This is a genomic window from uncultured Photobacterium sp. (assembly GCF_947502415.1).
Taxonomy (GTDB): Bacteria; Pseudomonadota; Gammaproteobacteria; order Enterobacterales; family Vibrionaceae; genus Photobacterium.
This window is the reverse complement of record NZ_CANMZV010000013.1, coordinates 36,285-58,531: the sequence shown is the minus strand read 5'-3', so window position 1 is coordinate 58,531 and position 22,247 is coordinate 36,285. Positions and strand designations below refer to the sequence as shown.

The 22,247-nt window shown below is 48.5% G+C and carries 19 protein-coding genes; 10 read left to right on the top strand and 9 right to left on the bottom strand.

The features are described 5' to 3' along the window. The first annotated feature begins 11 nt into the window (after positions 1-11). The 5 genes from murC (at position 12) to lpxC (ending at position 6,074) form a co-directional block, all read left to right on the top strand. On the top strand, positions 12-1,478 hold the full coding sequence (gene murC / locus Q0852_RS14515) for a UDP-N-acetylmuramate--L-alanine ligase (RefSeq protein WP_299019127.1): 1,467 nt from the start codon (positions 12-14) through the stop codon (positions 1,476-1,478). A 256-nt stretch (positions 1,479-1,734) separates the two neighbouring features. Then, on the top strand, positions 1,735-2,490 hold the full coding sequence (locus Q0852_RS14510; RefSeq protein ID WP_299019125.1) for a cell division protein FtsQ/DivIB: 756 nt from the start codon (positions 1,735-1,737) through the stop codon (positions 2,488-2,490). 72 nt (positions 2,491-2,562) lie between these two features. Further along, the gene (gene ftsA / locus Q0852_RS14505; RefSeq protein WP_299019123.1) at positions 2,563-3,819 is read left to right on the top strand and encodes a cell division protein FtsA; all 1,257 of its coding nucleotides are present in this window, start codon (positions 2,563-2,565) and stop codon (positions 3,817-3,819) included. Between the two features lie 33 nt (positions 3,820-3,852). After that, a complete protein-coding gene (gene ftsZ / locus Q0852_RS14500) occupies positions 3,853-5,043 on the top strand; it encodes a cell division protein FtsZ (RefSeq protein ID WP_299019121.1) in 1,191 nt (396 codons plus the stop codon). Positions 5,044-5,156: 113 nt separating this feature from the next. Then, positions 5,157-6,074 carry a UDP-3-O-acyl-N-acetylglucosamine deacetylase gene (gene lpxC / locus Q0852_RS14495; RefSeq protein WP_299019120.1) on the top strand — a complete coding sequence of 306 codons (918 nt, stop codon included), beginning with the start codon at positions 5,157-5,159 and terminating at the stop codon, positions 6,072-6,074. A gap of 96 nt (positions 6,075-6,170) precedes the next feature. On the opposite strand, the gene Q0852_RS14490 is transcribed toward lpxC, so the two are convergent. Next, positions 6,171-6,632 (bottom strand): DUF721 domain-containing protein, encoded by a 462-nt coding sequence (locus Q0852_RS14490; RefSeq protein WP_299019118.1) that lies wholly within the window; start codon positions 6,630-6,632, stop codon positions 6,171-6,173. 424 nt (positions 6,633-7,056) lie between these two features. Here Q0852_RS14490 and secA point away from each other — a divergent pair, with 424 nt between their 5' ends. Then, entirely contained in the window at positions 7,057-9,783 is a 2,727-nt protein-coding gene (gene secA / locus Q0852_RS14485; RefSeq protein WP_299019115.1) for a preprotein translocase subunit SecA, read from the top strand. Between the two features lie 109 nt (positions 9,784-9,892). Then, positions 9,893-10,291: an 8-oxo-dGTP diphosphatase MutT gene (gene mutT / locus Q0852_RS14480; protein WP_299019113.1), complete on the top strand. Its 399-nt coding sequence runs from the start codon at positions 9,893-9,895 to the stop codon at positions 10,289-10,291. A 59-nt stretch (positions 10,292-10,350) separates the two neighbouring features. Here the strand turns inward: mutT and yacG are convergent, their stop codons facing one another. From yacG to nadC, 8 genes are all read right to left on the bottom strand, one after another. After that, a complete protein-coding gene (gene yacG / locus Q0852_RS14475; RefSeq protein WP_299019111.1) occupies positions 10,351-10,572 on the bottom strand; it encodes a DNA gyrase inhibitor YacG in 222 nt (73 codons plus the stop codon). Between the two features lie 8 nt (positions 10,573-10,580). Next, positions 10,581-11,318, bottom strand: coding sequence for a cell division protein ZapD (gene zapD / locus Q0852_RS14470; RefSeq protein WP_299019109.1), 738 nt, complete (start codon positions 11,316-11,318; stop codon positions 10,581-10,583). Positions 11,319-11,343: 25 nt separating this feature from the next. Further along, positions 11,344-11,949, bottom strand: a complete 606-nt coding sequence (gene coaE / locus Q0852_RS14465; RefSeq protein ID WP_299019107.1) for a dephospho-CoA kinase — start codon at positions 11,947-11,949, stop codon at positions 11,344-11,346. A gap of 2 nt (positions 11,950-11,951) precedes the next feature. Continuing rightward, the gene (locus tag Q0852_RS14460) at positions 11,952-12,821 is read right to left on the bottom strand and encodes an A24 family peptidase (RefSeq protein ID WP_299019104.1); all 870 of its coding nucleotides are present in this window, start codon (positions 12,819-12,821) and stop codon (positions 11,952-11,954) included. Positions 12,822-12,891: 70 nt separating this feature from the next. Next, positions 12,892-14,112 carry a type II secretion system F family protein gene (locus Q0852_RS14455; RefSeq protein ID WP_299019103.1) on the bottom strand — a complete coding sequence of 407 codons (1,221 nt, stop codon included), beginning with the start codon at positions 14,110-14,112 and terminating at the stop codon, positions 12,892-12,894. A 21-nt stretch (positions 14,113-14,133) separates the two neighbouring features. Next, positions 14,134-15,843: a type IV-A pilus assembly ATPase PilB gene (gene pilB, locus Q0852_RS14450; protein WP_299019101.1), complete on the bottom strand. Its 1,710-nt coding sequence runs from the start codon at positions 15,841-15,843 to the stop codon at positions 14,134-14,136. Beyond that, positions 15,843-16,370: a prepilin-type N-terminal cleavage/methylation domain-containing protein gene (locus tag Q0852_RS14445; RefSeq protein ID WP_299019099.1), complete on the bottom strand. Its 528-nt coding sequence runs from the start codon at positions 16,368-16,370 to the stop codon at positions 15,843-15,845. The genes pilB and Q0852_RS14445 overlap by 1 nt, the downstream gene beginning before the upstream one ends. A gap of 314 nt (positions 16,371-16,684) precedes the next feature. Then, positions 16,685-17,572: a carboxylating nicotinate-nucleotide diphosphorylase gene (gene nadC / locus Q0852_RS14440; protein ID WP_299019271.1), complete on the bottom strand. Its 888-nt coding sequence runs from the start codon at positions 17,570-17,572 to the stop codon at positions 16,685-16,687. 305 nt (positions 17,573-17,877) lie between these two features. Between nadC and ampD the strand changes: the two genes are divergently transcribed. From ampD to aceE, 3 genes are all read left to right on the top strand, one after another. Continuing rightward, the gene (ampD, locus tag Q0852_RS14435; RefSeq protein ID WP_299019097.1) at positions 17,878-18,432 is read left to right on the top strand and encodes a 1,6-anhydro-N-acetylmuramyl-L-alanine amidase AmpD; all 555 of its coding nucleotides are present in this window, start codon (positions 17,878-17,880) and stop codon (positions 18,430-18,432) included. A 290-nt stretch (positions 18,433-18,722) separates the two neighbouring features. Then, complete coding sequence (pdhR, locus tag Q0852_RS14430; protein WP_299019095.1) at positions 18,723-19,496, top strand: pyruvate dehydrogenase complex transcriptional repressor PdhR; 774 nt, start codon at positions 18,723-18,725, stop codon at positions 19,494-19,496. A gap of 82 nt (positions 19,497-19,578) precedes the next feature. Continuing rightward, positions 19,579-22,242 carry a pyruvate dehydrogenase (acetyl-transferring), homodimeric type gene (aceE, locus tag Q0852_RS14425; protein WP_299019093.1) on the top strand — a complete coding sequence of 888 codons (2,664 nt, stop codon included), beginning with the start codon at positions 19,579-19,581 and terminating at the stop codon, positions 22,240-22,242. Positions 22,243-22,247: the final 5 nt, after the last annotated feature.

The following is a 22,247-nucleotide window of genomic DNA, read 5'->3' as shown; positions in this document are numbered from 1 at the left end:
GAGACAGAGTGATGAGTAAACTGGATAACCAGCAATTAGCAAAAATTCGAACCATGGTGCCAGAGATGCGCCGCGTTGAGCGTATTCACTTTGTTGGGATCGGCGGTGCCGGGATGAGCGGTATTGCAGAGGTTTTGATTAATGAGGGTTACTGCATTAGTGGCTCGGATATTACGCCAAATGCGGTCACGGAGCGTCTGACTGCCAAAGGGGCAGAAATTTTCTTTGGCCATGCTGATGATAATGTTCAAGGTGCCAGCGTGGTTGTGGTGTCGACGGCGATTGCTGCCGATAATCCGGAATTGGTTGCTGCACGAGAGCTGAGGATCCCTGTGGTTCGCCGTGCTGAGATGTTGGCGGAATTGATGCGTTATCGTCACGGTATCGCGATTGCTGGTACCCATGGCAAAACGACGACAACGGCATTGATGACCCAGATTTATTCTGAGGCTGGGTTGGATCCGACGTTTGTTAACGGTGGCCTGGTTAAAAGTGCCGGTACTAATGCGCGCCTGGGCTCTAGTCGTTATTTAATTGCGGAAGCTGATGAAAGTGATGCTTCATTTTTGCATTTGCAACCAATGGTGTGTGTGGTCACTAACATCGAAGCAGACCATATGGAAACTTATGGCGGTGACTTCAATGTACTGAAGCAGACATTTATCGACTTTTTGCATAACCTGCCTTTCTATGGGCTGGCAGTGATGTGTATTGATGATCCGGTGGTTCGTGAGTTGCTTCCGCAAATTGGCCGTCAGGTGATTACTTATGGTTTCTCTGAAGATGCTGATGTGCGCTTAGTTGATTATGATCAACGCGGGCAGCAGGGATATTTTTCAATATTGCGTAAAGGTAAGCCTGCTCTTGAAGTGAAGCTGAATATTCCTGGTCGCCATAATGCCCTTAACGCCACTGCGGCTGTTGCGGTTGCAACGGAAGAAGGGGTTGAGGATGAAGCTATTATTCAGGCTTTGGCTGAGTTCCAGGGGACGGGGCGTCGTTTCGATCACCTTGGTGAATTCGACAGCGGTAACGGAAACGTCATGCTGGTAGATGATTACGGCCATCACCCAAGTGAAGTCGACGTAACCATCAAAGCGGCACGTGCTGGTTGGGAAGATAAGCGATTGGTGATGGTCTTCCAGCCACATCGTTACAGTCGTACCCGAGATCTTTATGAAGACTTTGCCAACGTGTTGGAGCAGGTGGATGTGCTGGTCATGCTAGATGTTTATGCGGCTGGTGAGAAGCCGATTGCCGGAGCCGATGGCCGTTCTCTTTGCCGCACTATCCGCGGACGCGGCAAGATCGATCCGATTTTTGTGCCAAATAGTGATGCGTTGCCAGCGGCATTGGCCAGTATTATTCAGGAAGGTGATCTGGTTTTAACTCAGGGAGCCGGAGATGTTGGCAAAGTTGCACGGAAATTGGCCGAAATGAAGCTAAGCATCACAAAAATGAGTGAAAATCAATATTAGCAACCAATAAATTGTGATAAAGGCATAAGCTTTGCGTGATTTTTAGGCGGCAAAGTGTCGGTAATCGAAGCATTTACCTGACTTTGTTCTCAGGATATGTAAGTAAACCTCCAACAATAGTTGGAGTGCTGCGGGTTGGTCGGTATAATCGAGCAACTTTGCATACTCCTACCTGATTGTATCAAGGATCAGCTTGGCCCTAAATTATTAATATAGGGACATAAAGCTGACAGCTGAGGTAAGGGGAACGAACAATATGGCTGATGCAGCCTTGAAAAAAATATCCCTTCCGTTTTCAGTAACACCTGGCCAGTGGGGGGGATTGGCGTTTTTCCTTTTTGTTATCGGTTTTATTGCCTGGCTGTTGAGCGCGGCAATAAACTGGATGACAGATGCCAATCGGTTGCCGCTTTCCCAGCTGGTAATTCAGGGAGAGCTGCACTACCTGAGTACGGATGATGTCCGTCAGGCGATTCTAGAACTGGATCATCTGAGTAGTTTTATGACTCAGGATGTCGATGATATTCAGCATACTCTGGATGCTTTGCCTTGGATTGCAAGGACATCAGTGCGAAAACAGTGGCCAGATTCGATTAAAGTCTTTCTGGTCGAGCACCAGCCAGCAGCGGTTTGGAATCAGCACTACCTGGTCAATACAGAAGGCGATGTCTTTCTGGCTCCGGCGGAGCAGGTCTCCGGACAGAATCTAGTTGAGCTGACGGGGCCGGAGAATACCAGCCGTGAAATGCTGGCAGCGCTGTTAGAAATGCAGCCGAGATTACAACGTGCCGGGTTCGACATTGCCGCTTTGGCGTTTAATGAACGTCGTGCCTGGCGGGTATGGTTAACTAACGGAGTTCGACTTGAGTTGGGTCGAGAAGCCCGGATGGAGCGTCTTGAACGGTTTGTCGGGTTGTATCCGGAATTAGAGCAGCTAGGAAAAGCCGTTGAGTACGTAGATTTACGCTACGATACCGGGGCTGCTGTGGGTTGGGATGTGGTTCCAGAATAATACTGGCCGGAGGCAGGCCTGCCAGGGTAGCAGGTGTGTTATGGCAGGGTATAACGATAAGAGCGTGCGCTAATGACGAAGGCGGCAGATAAAAAACTCATAGTGGGCCTGGATATAGGCACTTCCAAAGTGTGTGCTTTGGTAGGGGAAGTGTTGCCTGATGGTGGTGTGAATGTCATCGGTGTCGGTAGCAGCCCGTCACGGGGAATGGATAAAGGCGGGGTCAATGATCTTGAGTCCGTAGTTAAGTCGGTTCAGCGTGCAGTAGATCAAGCTGAACTGATGGCAGATTGCCAGATCTCCTCTGTGTTTTTGTCATTATCAGGCAAACATATACGTTGCCAAACGGAAAAAGGCATGGTGCCTATTTCGGATGAAGAGGTAACGCAGGATGACGTTGATAATGTTATTCATACAGCGAAATCCGTAAAAATTAGCGATGAACACCGAACTTTGCATGTAATTCCTCAGGAATTTGCTATTGATTATCAAGAGGGAATTAAAAACCCTGTTGGTTTATCAGGAGTTCGCATGGAAGCCAGTGTACATTTGATTACCTGTCACAATGACATGGCTCGGAATATCGTCAAGGCGGTAGAACGCTGTGGGCTGAAGGTTGATCAGTTGATCTTCTCTGGCCTGGCTGCCAGCCATGCAGTGCTGACGGCAGACGAACGCGAACTGGGTGTTTGTGTGGTTGATATCGGTGGCGGTACGATGGACCTTGCGGTCTGGATCGGTGGGGCATTACGCCATGCCGAAGTGATTCCGTATGCCGGCAATGTTGTAACCAGTGACATTGCCTACGCATTTGGTACCCCGCCGGGAGATGCTGAAGAAATTAAAGTAAAATATGGCTGTGCGCTGAGTGAGCTGGTAAGCAAAGATGCGAAAGTGGATGTCCCGAGTGTCGGTGGCCGCCCATCCCGCAGTTTGCAGAGCCAGACGTTAGCTGAAGTCATAGAACCCCGTTACAGTGAGCTGTTGGGGCTGGTTAACCAGAAGCTACTGGAAATACAAGAACAACTGCGTAATGCGGGCGAAAAACACCATTTAGCCGCGGGCATTGTCCTCACTGGGGGAGCCGCACAAATGGAAGGTTTGATTGAATGTGCCGAGCGAGTTTTTCGCAATCAGGTACGGATAGGTCAGCCGTTGGAGCTAAGTGGCCTGACTGATTATGTCCAGTCACCGCATTATGCGACTGCAGTAGGTTTACTGCATTACGGAAAGGACAGTCAGACATTTGATGGTAGTGATCTGGAGCCGAAGCGTTCGGTTTCCGGAATATTCTCTAAAATCAGTGGCTGGCTAAGAAAAGAATTTTAAACCTGATGCGAACAGGAAAGACGGAGAGAACAAATGTTTGAACCGATGATGGAAATGTCTGATGAAGCAGTAATCAAGGTCATTGGCGTTGGCGGCGGCGGCGGTAATGCTGTCGATCACATGGTACGTGAGTCGATTGAAGGTGTTGAGTTTATCAGTGTAAATACTGATGCTCAGGCACTTCGTAAGAGCAGTGTAAGTACTGTGATCCAGATTGGTGGTGATATCACTAAGGGTCTGGGTGCAGGTGCTAACCCTCAGGTAGGTCGTGATTCGGCCCTTGAGGATCGTGAAGCGATCAAGACTGAGCTGCAAGGTTCTGACATGATCTTTATTGCTGCCGGTATGGGTGGTGGTACCGGTACCGGTGCCGCGCCAATTATTGCTGAAGTAGCAAGAGAGCTGGGTATTCTTACCGTTGCGGTTGTGACCAAGCCGTTTAGCTTTGAAGGCAAAAAGCGCATGGCGTTTGCCGAGCAGGGTATCGAAGAGCTGTCCAAGCATGTTGACTCTCTGATCACGATTCCAAATGAGAAGCTGCTGAAAGTTCTTGGCCGTGGTATTACGCTGCTGGACGCATTTGCTAAAGCAAATGACGTGCTGAAAAACGCCGTTCAGGGTATTGCAGAGCTAATTACCCGCCCGGGTATGATTAACGTCGACTTTGCTGACGTTCGCACTGTGATGTCTGAGATGGGCCATGCCATGATGGGCAGCGGTGTTGCCACCGGTGACGATCGTGCGGAAGAAGCGGCAGAAATGGCAATTTCAAGCCCGCTGCTGGAAGATATCGATTTGGCTGGTGCGCGTGGTGTTTTGGTTAACATTACTGCTGGTCTTGATATGCGTCTTGATGAGTTTGAAACTGTGGGTAACACAGTGAAGGCATTTGCATCAGACAATGCAACCGTTGTTATCGGTACATCTCTGGATCCAGAAATGTCTGATGAGCTGCGTGTCACTGTTGTTGCAACAGGTATCGGCAAAGAAAGTAAGCCAGATATTACCCTGGTTACGACTTCTAAGCCTGTACAGGCTGTTGCTCAGGAAAAAACTGCAGCACCTGCAGTTGAAGAAGCGAAATCTGCACCGTTGACTCAGCAAGCTCCTGCAGCTGAAACTAACGTGCCGTCATCAGCCTCTTCTGCAGCACCAAAATCAAAGCCTCAGGCTGACCACGACTACCTTGATATCCCTGCGTTTTTGCGCAAGCAGGCTGACTAGTCGGCGTAAACTGTTTGGGTTATCAAATAAGAAGTGGTATCATATCTGCCCATTTATCGAACATTTGTTATAAATGGGCCGATGTATTGGCTAACAATAGTTGAGAAGAGCAGATGATTAGACAACGTACACTGAAAAGCATAGTGCAAACGACTGGGGTGGGCCTTCACTCTGGCCGTAAGGTGACGCTTATTCTTCGTCCTGCCGCAGCAAATACTGGTGTGATTTATCGCCGTACTGATTTGAATCCGCCTGTTGATTTTCCGGCTGATGCTGATTCAGTACGAGATACCATGCTGTGTACCGCCCTTGTGAATGAAGAAGGGGTGCGTATCTCAACTGTTGAACACTTGAACGCGGCTTTAGCAGGTATGGGTATCGATAACGTGATTATCGAAGTGGATGCGCCTGAAATTCCAATTATGGATGGTAGCGCCAGCCCATTTATTTATCTGCTGCAGTCTGCCGGTATCGATACGCTGAACACGCCGAAGCGATTCTTGCGTATCAAAAAAACTGTTCGCGTCGAAGATGGTGATAAATGGGCAGAGCTACGTCCACATAATGGATTCCGCCTTGACTTCGCCATCGATTTTAATCACCCGGCGATTGAATCAGAGCAGCAGCGTCTAGTGTTGGATTTTTCCAGCCAGTCATTTGTAAAAGATATCAGTCGTGCACGAACCTTCGGTTTCATGCGTGATATCGAGTACCTTCAGTCACAGAACCTGTGTCTGGGGGGGAGCTTTGATAATGCCATTGTTTTGGATGACTATCGTATCCTGAACGATGAAGGCCTACGTTTCGATAATGAGCTAGTGACTCACAAAGTTCTGGATGCCATTGGTGACCTTTACATGTGCGGCCACAACATTATCGGTGAAATGTGTGCTTATAAGTCTGGCCATGCATTGAACAACAAGCTATTGCGTGCTGTACTTGCTGATCAGGAAGCTTATGAGTGGTCGACCTTTGAGGAAGAACACGAAGTACCGGTTACCTTTGCCCAGCCGGGAATGGTACTGGCTTAAGCCATAAGAATTGATAAAAACGCCGGACTCAGTCCGGCGTTTTTGTTTGTGTAATCTGCAAGACCCGCTTTTCCTGCCATTATTTCTTGAACTTTGTTATTTATTTTTTCCCTTGGCTGAAAGGGCGGCAAGTCGTTCAAGCTTGTCTTTCACCTTCTTGGGTGCGTTTTTTGCTGCGCTAAGTAAATACTGCGCTGCCAGAGGGGAGATAGGTTTCTGGACAATATCTGGTGTCTTCTCTTTTGGTTTCTGTTCAACCGCAGCCAGTGCCGGATTAATTTTTACCTCAATATTGCCCAGGTTTGGCAGAAGTTTTTCCCTGAGTTTTTTGATCAGGTTATTGCGCTCATAATTAAGCCGCATAGACCAGGCTGCCGATGCAGTTTCGATAATCAGCGTGCCTTGCCGATAGTTACTGACACGGCAGAACTCAGCGCAATCGAGGTGCTGCTTGACGGCTTTGTTCAGCTTGCTGAGTGCGATAGCACGCTGTTGGATGTTGCCTAACTGGCTGTCATCGAGCAGGCTGGCGGTGGTTTGAGGGCGATGATCGCGCATTACACTCCATTCCAAATCATGATTTAGGGGCTAAGTTCTAATTTTTCGTATATGAAAAGCAAGTCACCCGTATTTATCATAGGCGGCCTCGTCAATATGTCATATTATACCAAGTCTGTAGAATTGCTGGATAATGATTATCAGCATATCTATAGCAATGGCATGTATGCCTAGCAGCGGGGCTGCAATTGTCGGTAAGACGTCGGCCTTGAGCAAATCATTGGTATTGTTTTCTTATTCCCCTTGAAATCAATCAAGGTGGCCACAATATCACTTATAACCCTTGTTTTTCGTGTCGGCTTCTGTTGTCACATTTGTGGCGGATTCAGACGGGATAGGGATGATTCAATCCCGGTTATGAAACCCAGATTAAGCGATTCAGCCAGTACTGAAGCTGAAATAACAAAGAGAAAACGGCATCGCCATGTTATCAAAACTACTGACCAAAGTTATCGGTAGCCGTAACGACCGCACTCTGCGTCGTATGCGCAAAATTGTAGACCAAATCAATAAGCTAGAACCTCAATTTGAAAGCCTGCAGGATGAAGAGCTGAAAGCAAAAACAGCTGAATTCCGTGAGCGTTTAGATCAAGGTGAAACCCTCGACCAGCTTCTTCCTGAAGCATTTGCAACTGTCCGTGAAGCATCTAAGCGTGTCTTTGGCATGCGTCACTTCGATGTTCAGATGATTGGCGGTATGGTGCTGAATAACTGCCAGATAGCCGAGATGCGTACTGGTGAAGGTAAGACCCTGACGGCAACCCTGCCTGCGTACCTGAATGCGCTGACGGGCAAAGGTGTTCACATTGTAACGGTGAACGACTACCTGGCTGCACGAGATGCGGAAACCAACCGTCCGTTATTTGAATTCCTGGGCATGACTGTTGGTGTTAACGTGCCTAACATGCCGCCGCAAGCGAAGAAAGAAGCTTACGCAGCAGATGTACTTTATGGTACTAACAACGAATTTGGCTTCGACTACCTGCGTGACAATATGGCATTTCGTCCGGAAGATTGCGTTCAGCGCGAGCGCTTCTTTGCCGTAGTCGATGAAGTGGATTCTATCCTGATCGATGAGGCCCGTACGCCGCTGATCATCTCCGGTCCTGCTGAAGATAGTTCAGAGCTGTATATCAAGATCAATGGCCTGATCCCAAGCCTGCAAAAGCAGGATCAGGAAGATACCGAAGAATACCGTGGCGATGGCCACTATACGGTTGACGAGAAATCCAAACAGGCACACCTGACAGAAACAGGTCAGGAGTTTGTTGAAGAGCTGCTTAAGCAAAAAGGCATGATGGAAGAGGACGATACACTGTATTCACCTGCCAATATCAGCCTGCTACATCACGTGCATGCGGCGCTTCGTGCCCATGTGCTGTTTGAGCGTGATGTTGACTATATCGTTAAAGATAATGAAGTGATCATCGTTGATGAGCACACTGGTCGTACTATGCCTGGTCGCCGTTGGTCTGAAGGTCTTCATCAGGCTGTTGAAGCCAAAGAAGGAGCGAAGATCCAGAACGAAAACCAGACCCTAGCATCGATCACTTTCCAGAATTACTTCCGTCTATACTCCAAGCTGTCGGGTATGACAGGTACGGCCGATACCGAAGCGTTCGAATTCCAGTCTATCTACGGTCTGGAAACCGTGGTACTTCCTACTAACAAACCAATGATCCGTGATGATATGGGTGACTTGGTGTACATGACCGAGCTTGAGAAGTTTGCTGCTATCAGTGAAGACATCAGAGAGCGTGTCGAAAAAGGCCAGCCAGTCTTGGTGGGTACAGTCTCGATTGAAAAATCTGAACTTCTGTCTAATGCGCTGAAGAAACAAGGTATCAAGCACCAGGTTCTGAATGCGAAGTTCCACGAGAAAGAAGCGGACATCGTTGCTGAAGCGGGTCAGTCTGGTGCAGTAACAATTGCAACCAATATGGCCGGCCGTGGTACGGATATCGTGTTGGGTGGCTCATGGCAGAGTGACGTTGCCAAGCTGGACAATGCTACAGACGATCAAATTGCTGCTATTAAGGCGAAGTGGAAGGATAACCATGAAGCCGTACTAGCTGCTGGTGGTTTGCATATTATCGGTACAGAGCGTCATGAGTCCCGTCGTATCGATAATCAGCTGCGTGGTCGTTCCGGTCGTCAGGGTGATCCGGGTTCATCTCGCTTTTATCTGTCGATGGAAGATGGCTTGATGCGTATTTTTGCCTCTGAACGTGTATCGAACATGATGAAGAAGCTGGGTATGGAAGAAGGCGAAGCGATTGAGCACCCATGGGTAACCAAGGCGATTGAAAACGCTCAGCGCAAGGTTGAAGGCCGTAACTTCGATATTCGTAAGCAGTTGCTTGAATTTGATGACGTAGCAAATGATCAGCGTAAGGTTGTTTACGAGCTGCGTGACGAGCTGATGAATGCTGAAGACATCAGCGAGATGATCGAGCAGAACCGCGATGATGTAATTCAAGCTGTTATTGATGGTTACATTCCGCCGCAGTCGCTGGAAGAAATGTGGGACATTCCGGGACTGGAAGAGCACCTGAGGAAAGAGTTTGATCTGGAGCTGCCAATTCAGGAGTGGCTGGATAGCGAAGAGAAGCTTTACGAAGAAGCATTACGTGAGCGTATTGTGAATACTTCGGTCGAAATTTATCGTCAGAAGGAAGAAGTGGTTGGTGCTCCGGTACTACGCAACTTCGAGAAGACGGTGATGCTGCAGAACCTGGATACATTGTGGAAAGAGCATCTGGCTGCAATGGATCACCTGCGTCAGGGGATCCACCTGCGTGGTTATGCTCAGAAGAACCCGAAACAGGAATACAAGCGTGAGTCGTTTGAATTGTTCGAGGGCATGCTTGAGAGCCTGAAATCGGATGTGATTGCGATTCTGAGCAAGGTACGTGTTCAGCAGCAGGAAGAAGTTGAGCGTCTGGAAGAAGAGCGTCGCCGTCAGGCTGAAGAGCTAGCTCGTCGTCAACAGTTCCAGCACCAGAATGCGGAAAGCCAGATTGCCGATGAAAGCAGCGAAGCTCAGGAAGCGACACCGTTCCAGCGTGAAGAGCGCAAGGTAGGTCGTAATGAGCCTTGCCCTTGTGGTTCCGGTAAAAAATACAAGCAGTGTCACGGTAAGATCAGTTAATTGATCCTCCGGATAGGTTTGATACAGTAAAAGGCCGCGCAAGCGGCCTTTTTTATAACGATTAAAAGAGGGATTGCAGTGTCCCTCGAAATGAAAAGCAGGCTTTGAAATGGATAAGAAACAAGTTTGGATCTCGGCCGGAATCATTTTGAACGATCAGCAGGATAAGGTATTTATTACTCAGCGTGCCGCTAAGGCGCATAAAGGTGGTTTCTGGGAGTTTGCCGGAGGTAAGGTTGAGTGCGGCGAGACAGCAGAGCAGGCTGTTATACGTGAGCTTGATGAAGAAGTCGGGATTCTGGTTACCGAACTGGAGCATTTTATTGCCCTTGAGCACGAATATCCGGAAAAAGCGCTGAAGTTTGATTTCTTTCTGGTTAAGGGATTTGAAGGAGAGGCATATGGCAAAGAAGGCCAACCGGGTGAATGGGTAAAACTGACTAAACTTCGAGACTATGATTTCCCGGAAGCGAATGAGATAGTGCTGGATAAGTTGATGGGGATGTAAAATTGAGCCTAGCGGATTGCTCGTGTTTCCACGAAACCAGGAGCTAGGCTCTATATTAATTAATAGCCCATATCTTCCGACCAGCCGTCGGAATCAGACATGTCGGGCGCACCCGGGATCGCTTTTTCTTCCTCGGCCCATTCGCCAAGGTCAATCAGCTGGCAGCGCTTTGAGCAGAAAGGGCGAAATGGGCTTTTCTCGCTCCATTCAACCTTGGATTGGCAGGTCGGGCATTTCACCACGGTGATGTTAGCCGAAGACGGCGTGCTAGATTGCGTCACAATGAACCTCAGCAAATAGCTAATTTAAACTCGATAGCTTCCGCAATACTCGTCCCTTCCTCAAAAGGCAGGTAACGAATGGCAAAGCGGTTGCGATGGCCTGATATCATAGGGTAAACCCCATGGCTAGGGCAAATTTCAAGGCGAAGCAGGCTGGCATCTTCAGCTTCATACTGAAAGAAGCCGCTGCGGGCAACTTGCGGTTGGAAGTGCCCCGATTCGCGGGTTAAACGCAACCATAAATTGAGAGCCTCAGTCAGTTCGGCTAGCTGTGTCAGCCAGTTAGCGAGATCACTTTGTTTATGCGCCAATGGTAAATGTAGCCAGTGGTGCAGGGTTGGCAGATCGAAACAGCAGCTACCGCCAGGGATTGAGAAACGCTGTTTGATGCCGCTCAAGAAGCGATCTTCACGGATATCCTGACCTAGGCGGTTGGCAGCGATAAGTTTATGGTGAGCAAGATCCAAATTATCGAGAATAGCCAACAGGGCAGACTGATCGACCCCATTAATATTGAGCCAGCTTTTTAGTTTGGTTCTCTGTTTGTCGAGATCTTTGGCCAGCTCGGATTTGAGTTGGATTTGATCTAGGATTTCCAGCAGGTCAAACAGGGCGCGGAAAAAAATCTGATGCTGCCACTGATCACTGAGTTGACTGGAATGAGTCATCTGCCGGATCAAATACTCAAGCCGTAAATAAATACGCACTTTTTCATTCAACGGATGTTCAAAGCGGTTTGTTAGCATACTTGCATTATCCGATGTTAACTCGTTATTGATATTGAAGGCTCATCGCTAAATATTGCTGGTGCAGAGCGGCTACTTCATCTCTAAGTGCTGTACTGTTGCCATTGTTGCTAATCACATCGTCAGCGGCGGCCAGTCTGTCCTCGCGGGAGGCCTGGGCGGCCAGGATCTTTTTGACATGATCGGCATCAACCTGATCACGTTGCTTGGTGCGGGCGATCTGCACTTCCTCATCCACATCAACTACAAGAAGGCGGTGAGCCATGGTTTGCAGGTTATTTTCAACCATCAGCGGGATCACCAGCAGGCAGTAAGGTGAGGTTGCCTGCGCAATATCATCCAGCATCCTTTCCCTGATCATTGGGTGGAGTAACTGATTAATCCATGTTTTCAGACTGTTATCATTGAAAATCACCTGTCTTAGCTTACTGCGGTCGAGGGTGCCGTCTGTCAGCAGGATGTCAGAACCCAGTTTTTCAGTAATGGCTTGCAAGCCGGGAGTGCCGGGCTCTACAACTTCCCGGGCGGCAACATCAGCATCAATAATATCAATGTTATAGTGGGCAAACAGATCTGCGACTGTGGTTTTGCCACTGCCGATACCGCCGGTTAGCCCGACAACCATAGTCATAATTACAGTCCTAAATATGAAGTCAGGTACCAGTTCAGGATATCTTCACCCCATAGAATGCCAATCCAGCCTGCCAGGGCAAGGTAAGGACCGAAGGAAAACGGGGTCTGAGAATCAGAACTTTGTATACGCAACAAGATGATGCCACAAATTGCCCCGACCAAGGAAGACAACAGGACAACAAAAGGTAGTAATTGCCAACCTAACCAAGCACCTAGAGCTGCAAGTAGCTTGAAATCACCATATCCCATCCCTTCTTTACCGGTTAGAAGCTTGAAACACCAGTACAGGCTCCAGAGAGACAGGTAGCCAGCCATGGCTCCGATCACCGAATCAGTCAGGGAGATAGGCCCCCAGCCAAGTAAGGCAACCAGGATACCGCCCCACATCAGGGGAAGGGTGATCTGATCCGGCAGCAACATCTTATCGATATCGATAAAAGTGAGAGCGATCAGGGCAAAGCTGAAAAAGATCACCGCAATAGCCCACTGTGAAGGGGGTAACACGGTGGCGACCGTTGCCGTTACGATGGCAGTAAACAGTTCGACTGCCGGATAGCGGGTGCTGATCTTTGCCTGGCACGAGCGACAGCGTCCTTTAAGCAGCAGCCAGCTCAGTACCGGAATATTTTCCCTCATGCTGATTTGGTGCTGACAGTGCGGGCAGCGCGAGCGCGGTATGCTCAGGTTGAATGTCTGGCTATCGTCGACCGGGCCAAACTCAGGGAAGCATTCGGCGCAGTCAGCTTTCCATTGTCGCTCCATCATGACAGGCAGGCGATAGATCACCACATTAAGGAAGCTGCCGATCAGCAAGCCGAACAGGGCCGCAAAGGCAGGAAATAGCCAAGGATAGTAAGTCAGCAGTTCCATGAAAAACATCTCATATATACATATGCGGTTATTGTAGGGGATTCAGGGGGGAGATCCTAGAACCAGTCAATTACCCTATCACACTCATCAGTTTGAAAATCGGCATGTACATGGCAACTAGCAAGCCGCCTATAAGGCCGCCGAGGAAGATAATGATCAACGGTTCGATAATCTTTCCCAGGTTGTCGACCGTGTTATCGACATCATTTTCATAGAGGTTGGCCATTTTATTGAGCATGTCATCGAGGGAACCTGACTCTTCGCCAATCATGGTCATTTGCAGCATCAGCTCGGGAAAGACATCGCTTTGCCGCAGGGCAATGTGAAGCGGCATTCCGGCGGCGGTACTGGTATAGGCTTCTTCTACGGCTTGTTCTATATGAAGGTTTCCGGCCGTTTTCCCTGCGGATTGCAAGCCGTTCAATAGCGGAATGCCGGCACTGAAGGTGGTGGCCAGTGTACGGGAGAACCGGGCGACAGTTGCTTTGAGTAACACGGTGCCAATGATGGGCAGCTTGAGGTTGAAGCGGTGGATGGCTTGTTTAAAGCTGGGTGAGCGCTTGTAGCTATAATGGGTGAGGAGCAGAGCGCAACCCAGAGCTGTAGCCAGGTACGCGCCACTGTTGAGCATGAAATCGGATGCTTTGATCACCTGACGGGTAAACCAGGGAAGTTCGGCACCAAAGCTACTGAAGATGCTGGCAAATTGTGGGATCACAAAAACCAGCATCATAATGGTGACAATAATAGCGGTGAGGGTAACCATACTTGGGTAAATCATTGCTTTTACGACTTTCTTGCGCATCGCTTCGCTTTTTTCCCGGTAGGTTGCAATGCGCTCAAACACTTCCCCTAAATGTCCGGTTTGTTCTCCGGTAAAGACAAGATCGCAATAGAAATTGTCAAACAGCGGTGAGCTGGTTTTCAATGCTTTGGAAAGTGAGGCGCCGGATTCGACTTGTATGGTGACTTGTGTCAGTACAGCCCGGGCTTCAGCTTTGTGATGGCTGCTGGACATCAGCTTTAATGCCTGTACCACCGGTACCCCTGCGGCGATCATGGTTGCCAGTTGACGGGTAATTGCCGTAATGTCGGCCGGTTTCATTTGATTTTTGAGTTTGCTCAGGGTTGAAGGATTTCGTCGCTTGATTTTTTTGACCTGTATCATCTGCTCACTGAGCTTGGCGCGTACTTCTTGTTCCTGAAATCCTAAGATGACACCTGAGATCTTTCTTCCGGCCTGGTTGACGCCGCGCCAGTGGTAATAACGAACTTTACTGGCCTGTGCCATAACTGTGTTCCTTGTTAACGATTAGCTAAAGTGCAGTACCCGCTGAAGCTCTGTCAGGCTGGTGACCCCTGCGATGAGTTTTTCTATCCCTGATTGTTGCAGCTTCTGCATCCCTTGGCGGCAGGCAATATCTTCCAGCTCAAGCGTACAGGCTCCGGCCATCAGGGCTTCGGCAAGTTCGCGGGTAAAGGGCATTACTTCATAGATCCCGACTCGACCGAGATAACCGTTATTGCAGTCGTCGCAGCCTCCTGCGCGGGCCTGATAGAGTGTTGTATCTGTGTTGATAGCAAGCTTTTTTCTCATGAAATCATCGAGGTGATGTGCTTCCTTGCAGTTATTGCAGAGCCGGCGTGCGAGACGCTGAGCGATGATCAGGCTCAGCGAGGAAGCGAGGTTGAAATCTTCCACACCCATGTTGGTCAATCGGGTAATGGTTTCTGCTGCCGAGTTGGTATGCAGGGTTGAAAGCACCAGGTGACCGGTCTGGGCGGCTTTCACTGCTATAGCGCCGGTTTCCAGATCGCGGATCTCACCAACCATTACCACATCTGGATCCTGACGCAGGAAAGATCGCAGCGCTTCGGCAAAGCCCAGCCCGACCATATTATTGATTTGAACCTGGTTGATCCCTGGCAGGTTGATTTCCACCGGATCTTCGGCGGTTGATATGTTGCGCTCATCGGTATTAAGAATTTTCAGCCCGGTATAGAGCGAGACGGTCTTGCCGCTGCCCGTTGGGCCGGTCATCAGGATCATTCCCTGCGGTTGCTGCAGGGCATCAAGGTAGGCCTGTTTTTGCTGGACGTTATAACCAAGAATATCGATGTCCAGATTGGCACTGGAACTGTCGAGGATCCGCAGTACTACTTTTTCACCCCACAGTGTCGGCAGGGTTGAAACCCGCAGATCAACCGCCAGAGTAGGAGCGAGCTTTAACTTGATCCGGCCATCCTGTGGTTGGCGGCGTTCGGCAATATTGAGTTTGGACATCACCTTGATACGGGTAGACAGCCGTCGAGACAAATGTGCGGGTGGATTGGCGTGCTGGTGCAAGATCCCGTCGCAACGAAAGCGGATCCGGTAGGTTTCTTCATACGGCTCGAAATGGATATCCGAGGCTTTTTTTCGCACGGCATCAAGCAGTACCTGATTAATGTAGCGGGTAACCGGTGCGTTGTCCTGGCTTAAATCAGTTGTCTCATCCAGCTGTTCGCCTTCACTCAGATCGACCAGATCAACTAAGTCGGCATCACTGACACTGCGTTGATTTTGTTGCTGGCCTTGGGAGGTTTTTCCCCCTATGTCGCTGCCGTACATACGACGGATGGCTGCATCCAGTTGTTTGGTTTCCAGCAGTAACGGCTCGATATTTTTGCCGGTAGCAAAGCGGAATTCATCCAGCGCATCGAGTTGGGTCGGATCGCACAGGCCAATATAGAGGGTATGTTCTGTGGCTTGCAGTGGCAGGATTTTGTGCCTGAGTATTAAGTCTCTTTGGTTGAGGTTTTTACAACAGCTAGCATAGTCATACTGGTGGGCATCAACCAGGGCGATGGCAAATATATGTTCTAAGTGGCGTGCCAGCTCGGTACTGCTGAACAGACCGAGCTGAACCAAAGCCGAAGGCACAGAGGTGCCTTCGGCCCTGGCAAAGTCTACCACTTGCTGTTCCTGCACCAGGCTGATAAGCCCGGCCTGGTGCAGGATAGAGGCGAGATTGGTTTGCATTAGTTACTTGAACAATCTATGCCACGACCTGGTGTTGTAGTAGCGCATCCTGTTCCAGTTAAATCCCAATCAAAAACTCCATTTTGAATCGTTGGCGTGAGAGTTACTGCTAATAATGCAGGAGTTGCAGCTCCATCGTTTGCTGTTGATGTTACCGTTATTACGCCGTCATCTATTGTAAGCTGATCAACATAAGAGATCGTGGCACCAGCATTCGCTGCTGCAATAGCAGCAGGAATATCGTTACTACCGGCATTACAGCCAGCCAGTGTGCCTAGGTCTTGTGCACATAATGCAACCGCAGTTTTAAAACCAGTTATACCGGCTACTGCACCAGCGACACGGGTACGTTGCGTATAATCAGAATAAGCTGGAATTGCAAACGCAGAAATAATTCCAATAATCGCCACCACGATCATCAATTCAATTAACGTAAAACCCTTTTGTCCTTTCATTTGTTTTAAACCCTTTTTAAATATGCCCGCAAGCACGAAAAATAAAGTGGGTTCAGCATAGTTCTCATGCACAACTGATTGAAAATATCGAGAAAGGGTTACTGGGCTGAGTTAGAAAAATAATGTGTATTGTTGCATTTTTTTGCATATCAGCTTCGGCGGACAACGGGTTTTAGTAATAAGAAAATCATCAATATAGGGATATTGATATGATTGGTAGGAATATGGGGAAAGTGTGTTTGAGTATCTAGTCTAGCCTTGGATAGGGCTGCGAGAGAGGGCGTGGTTGGTAATTATTTACCGAAATGAGTGGAGATTGATTGAAAGCAGAGGGAATTAAATGAGGCGAAACACACAGTTATCGCCTCTGATAACTTGAAACAGGGTTACTTAAACCGCATCGACAGATCCATTGCCTTTAGGTGTTTGGTCAGTGCGCCGACAGAAATGTAATCCACGCCTGTTTCGGCGCATTCACGGATGTTTTGTAAGGTGATGTTGCCGGAGTTTTCCAGTGCCGCGCGACCTTGGTTGATAGCAACGGCCTCGCGCATCATATCGAAAGTGAAGTTATCCAGCATAATGATGTCGGCACCGGCATCGATAGCGCGCTGCAACTCTTCCAGGCTTTCTGTTTCCACTTCAACCGGCTTGCCCGGATTCAGCTCTTTTGCTGTGGTGATAGCTGCTTCAATACTGCCGCAGGCAATGATGTGGTTCTCTTTGATCAGGTAAGCATCAAATACGCCGATACGGTGGTTGTAGCCGCCGCCGCAAGTGACGGCATATTTCAGTGCGCTGCGCAGGCCGGGAATAGTCTTGCGGGTATCGAGAAGTCGGGTATTAGTACCTTCCAGTTGCTTAACGTATTCTGCTGTTGTGGTTGCGCAGCCTGACAGGGTCTGGATAAAGTTCATCGCGTTGCGCTCGCCGGTAAGCAGGATCCGTGATGGGCCGCGCAAGGTGCATAGGATTTGATTGGGTTCAACGGTATCGCCATCCTGGATATGCCATTCAATAGAGACTTCGCCACCTAGTTGTTTGAATACTTCTTCGGCCCACATCTGGCCGCAGAATACTCCGTGTTCTCGGGTAATAATGGTGGCAACCCCTTGGCTGTCTGCCGGGATCAGGCTGGCGGTAACATCACGTGACGGGTCAATGACACCACCGAGATCTTCACGCAGGGTGTCGGCGACGGCACGGGTAATTTCCTGTGGGAGCTGTTGTTTTAGGTAGTTCAGGCGCGATGCGCTGTCGTGCTTCTTTTCCATCTGAGTCATGACATATCCGTAGCAAGGGTTAAGCTGCTGGTTAGCCGGGGAAGCGGTTGGTGCTTCCTGCTTTATTGATGGTTTCGATCATACATGGAGAAAAAAGGAGATGCGAGATCCGGGATCTGAGTTCCGAGGAAAATCGGGAAAGCGCGTTATGATGAAAATATATCGGGAGTGATGAAGAATAGTAAGGCTTTGATATTGGAATATTGAAGTAGAGGAACGAATTTTCGAGGGCTGGCGCGTGACTTGTTTTATGCTCCGCGAGCCTGATTTTATGACTAAGAATCCAGGGTTTACAAATGTTAACAATTAATCAGCATCATTGGGTGGAAGGCGTTAAGCATGTTCCTTCACCGTTTTTTGATGAGCGACCGGATAGCGATGATATCTCGCTGCTGGTGGTACACAATATCAGTTTACCGCCGGGGCAGTTTGGTGGCCCCTACATAGAGCAGCTTTTTACCGGACAGCTAGACCCGGATGAGCATCCCTATTTCGAGTTAATTTCAGGTTTTCGTGTCTCTGCTCATTGTTTAATTAGACGAAATGGCGATATTATTCAGTTTGTTCCATTTAATTGTCGTGCATGGCATGCCGGTGTTTCGCAGTTTGAAGGCCGTGATAAGTGTAACGATTATTCTATTGGAATTGAGCTGGAAGGAACGGACACCCTCCCTTATACCCAGGCCCAGTATGATACCCTGACTGAGCTTTCCCGGGTAATAATAAACCGTTATCCGAAGATTACTTCTTCACGGATCACCGGCCATGAATTTATAGCTCCCGGTAGAAAAACGGATCCTGGCCTGTCTTTTGACTGGCGTACGTTTAAAATCGCCTTGATTGAAAAGTAATCCTTACAGGGTTGAAAATTAGGCTAACTTTGATTGGTCTGACCATTTATCGTTCTCCCTCCTTTATTTCTTCTTTTTACTGTTAATGAATGGTGTTGATGGTGTTTTAATAAGTTTTCATAAGTTGAAATCTTTGTTAAATCACCACTCGTTCTATGATTTCCGTCAAGTTGCTGGTGGACATCCCAAATTATTTCTGTAAACTTTCCTTCCACAATTTAATTGGTAATACCAATTATCCGCGAACAGGTTTACTGAAACGCTATAAGTGCCAGAAGCATAAATAAAAAATGACTTATAAACGAATTCGCCAACCCAAGCTCTCCGATGCTATCGAGCAGGAAATTGAGCGTCTGATCCTCGAGGGCACCTTGTCCCCGGGTCAGCAGCTGCCGCCTGAACGTGAGCTGGCTAAGCAATTCGACGTTTCACGTCCTTCCGTTCGAGAAGCAATCCAGCGCCTTGAAGCCAAAAATCTCCTGACCCGCCGTCAGGGTGGCGGCACCTTTGTGACAGAAAAACTATGGCAGAGTTTTTCTGAGCCGCTGCTGGACTTGCTAAGCACCCACCCGGAAACCCAACTCGATTTACTGGAGTCTCGTCACGCCCTTGAAGGCCTGGCTGCGTATTACGCGGCATTACGAGGCAACGAAGAAGATTTCACTCGTATTCGTGACTGCCATACATGGATACAAGACGCTCAGCAGCTAGGTGATCAAAAAGCCGAAGCCAGTGCGGTAATGCAGTACCTGATTGCGGTGACGGAATCCGCACACAACATGGTACTGCTTCATATCATCCGCAGCCTTGCCCCTTTGCTAGAGCAAAACGTATTACAAAACTTTGAGCTCCTGAACCGCCGCCCAGAGGTTGTGGAAAAGGTGCGAAAGCATCGAGCCAATATTGTGCAGGCAATTGTTTCTGGTGAGCCAGAAAAAGCCCGTGAAGCATCGCATGCACATTTGGCTTATATCGAGGAAACCCTGTTGGATTTATCGCGTGAAGATAGCAGACGTGAACGCTCTCTTCGTCGGATTCAACAACGCAAGGACGGGCTGGATTAGTACCCCTCATATCAGCCGAGGCAGGTAGTAAACAGTCGCGACATTGTTAGTTTTGTAGATTATCAACGAAAGGATAGATCGCATGTCTGAAGTCATGAAAAATGACGTTGACGTACTTGAAACTCAAGAGTGGCTAGAAGCTCTTGAATCAGTCGTTCGTGAAGAAGGTGTAGAGCGTGCACAGTACCTGCTTGAGCAAGTTCTGGATAAAGCACGTTTAGACGGTGTAGATATGCCAACAGGCATGACTACGAACTACATCAATACGATCCCAGCTGCACAAGAGCCTGCGTATCCTGGTGATACTACTCTTGAGCGTCGTATTCGTTCCATCATCCGTTGGAACGCAATCATGATCGTACTACGTGCTTCTAAGAAAGATTTAGACCTAGGTGGCCACATGGCTTCTTACCAGTCTGCTTCTGCATTCTACGAAGTATGTTTCAACCACTTCTTCCGTGCTCCAAACGAAGTTGATGGCGGCGATTTGGTTTACTACCAGGGCCACATCTCTCCAGGTATCTATTCTCGTGCATTTGTTGAAGGTCGTCTGACTGAAGAGCAGCTAGACAACTTCCGTCAAGAAGTTGATGGCAAAGGTATCCCTTCATACCCGCACCCTAAACTAATGCCTGAGTTCTGGCAGTTCCCGACTGTTTCTATGGGTCTAGGCCCTATCTCTGCTATCTATCAAGCACGTTTCCTAAAGTATCTGGAAGGTCGTGGCCTAAAAGACACCTCTGCTCAGCGCGTATATGCGTTCCTGGGTGATGGTGAGATGGATGAGCCAGAATCACGCGGTGCAATCTCTTTCGCTGCCCGTGAAAAGCTAGACAACCTATGTTTCCTAATCAACTGTAACCTACAGCGTCTAGATGGCCCTGTTATGGGTAACGGTAAGATCATTCAAGAGCTAGAAGGCCTGTTCAAAGGTGCTGGCTGGAATGTGGTTAAAGTGGTTTGGGGTAACAACTGGGATTCGCTACTAGCGAAAGACACTACTGGTAAGCTTCTTCAGCTAATGAACGAAACTATCGATGGTGACTACCAGACATTCAAATCTAAAGATGGTGCATACGTACGTGAGCACTTCTTTGGTAAATACCCAGAAACAGCTGCACTAGTTGCTGATATGACTGATGACGAAATCTTCGCGCTTAAGCGTGGTGGTCACGAGTCTTCTAAGCTGTTTGCTGCATTTAACAATGCAAAAGAAACTGAAGGTCGTCCAACCGTAATTCTGGCTAAAACTGTTAAAGGTTACGGCATGGGTGAAGCGGCTGAAGGTAAGAACATCGCTCACGGTGTGAAGAAAATGGACATGACGCATGTTCAGCACCTACGCGATCGCCTAGGCCTGGAAGATCTGGTTTCTGACGAAGACATGAAGAATCTTCCGTACCTGAAACTGGAAGAAGGTTCTGCAGAGTACAACTACCTGCATGCACGTCGTAACGCGCTACACGGTTACACGCCTAAGCGTCTGCCTAAGTTCACACAAGAATTTAAGGTGCCAGAGCTAGACGATTTCGCACCTCTACTCGGCGAGCAGAAGCGTGACATCTCTACGACTATGGCTTACGTGCGTACGCTAAATATCCTGCTTAAAGATAAAGCTATTGGTAAGAACATCGTACCAATCATCTGTGATGAAGCTCGTACCTTTGGTATGGAAGGTCTATTCCGTCAGGTTGGTATCTATAACCCACACGGTCAAGAGTACACACCTGAAGACCGCGGTGTGGTTTCTTACTACAAAGAAGCGACGTCTGGTCAGGTTCTACAAGAAGGCATTAACGAGCTAGGCTCAATGGCATCTTGGGTTGCTGCTGCTACATCTTACAGCACAAACGATCTGCCAATGATCCCATTCTACATCTACTACTCAATGTTCGGTTTCCAGCGTATTGGTGACATGGCATGGCTAGCAGGTGACCAACAAGCTCGTGGTTTCCTATTGGGTGCTACTGCTGGTCGTACAACACTGAATGGTGAAGGTCTACAGCACGAAGATGGTCACTCGCACATCCAGGCGAACACTATCCCTAACTGTATCTCTTACGACCCAACGTTTGCTTACGAAGTTGCTGTAATCATGCAAGACGGTATCCGTCGCATGTACGGTGAGAACCAAGAGAACGTGTTCTACTACCTAACAGTAATGAACGAAAACTACGCAATGCCAGCAATGCCAGAAGGCGCTGAAGAAGGCATTCGTAAGGGTATCTACAAGCTAGAATCTCACGCTGGTGAGAAGAAAGTTCAGCTAATGAGCTCTGGTACTATCATGAATGAAGTACGTAAAGCGGCTCAAATCCTAAGCGAAGATTACGGCGTAGCATCTGACGTATTCTCTGTAACTTCTTTCAACGAACTGACTCGCGATGGTCAAGATGTTGAGCGTTACAACATGCTACACCCAGAAGCAGAGCAAAAAGTACCTTATATCACAACTGTAATGGGTACTGAGCCAGCTATCGCTGCGACGGATTACATGAAGAACTACGCTGAGCAAGTACGTGCATTCATGCCGTCTGAATCTTTCAAAGTTCTTGGTACTGATGGTTTCGGTCGTTCTGACAGCCGTGCAAACCTACGTCGTCACTTCGAAGTTAACGCAGGCTACGTAGTTGTTGCTGCACTAACTGAACTGGCTAACCGTGGTGATATTGAGAAATCAGTAGTTGCAGAAGCAATTGCGAAATTCGACATCGACGCAGACAAGATCAACCCGCTATACGCGTAAGAGGC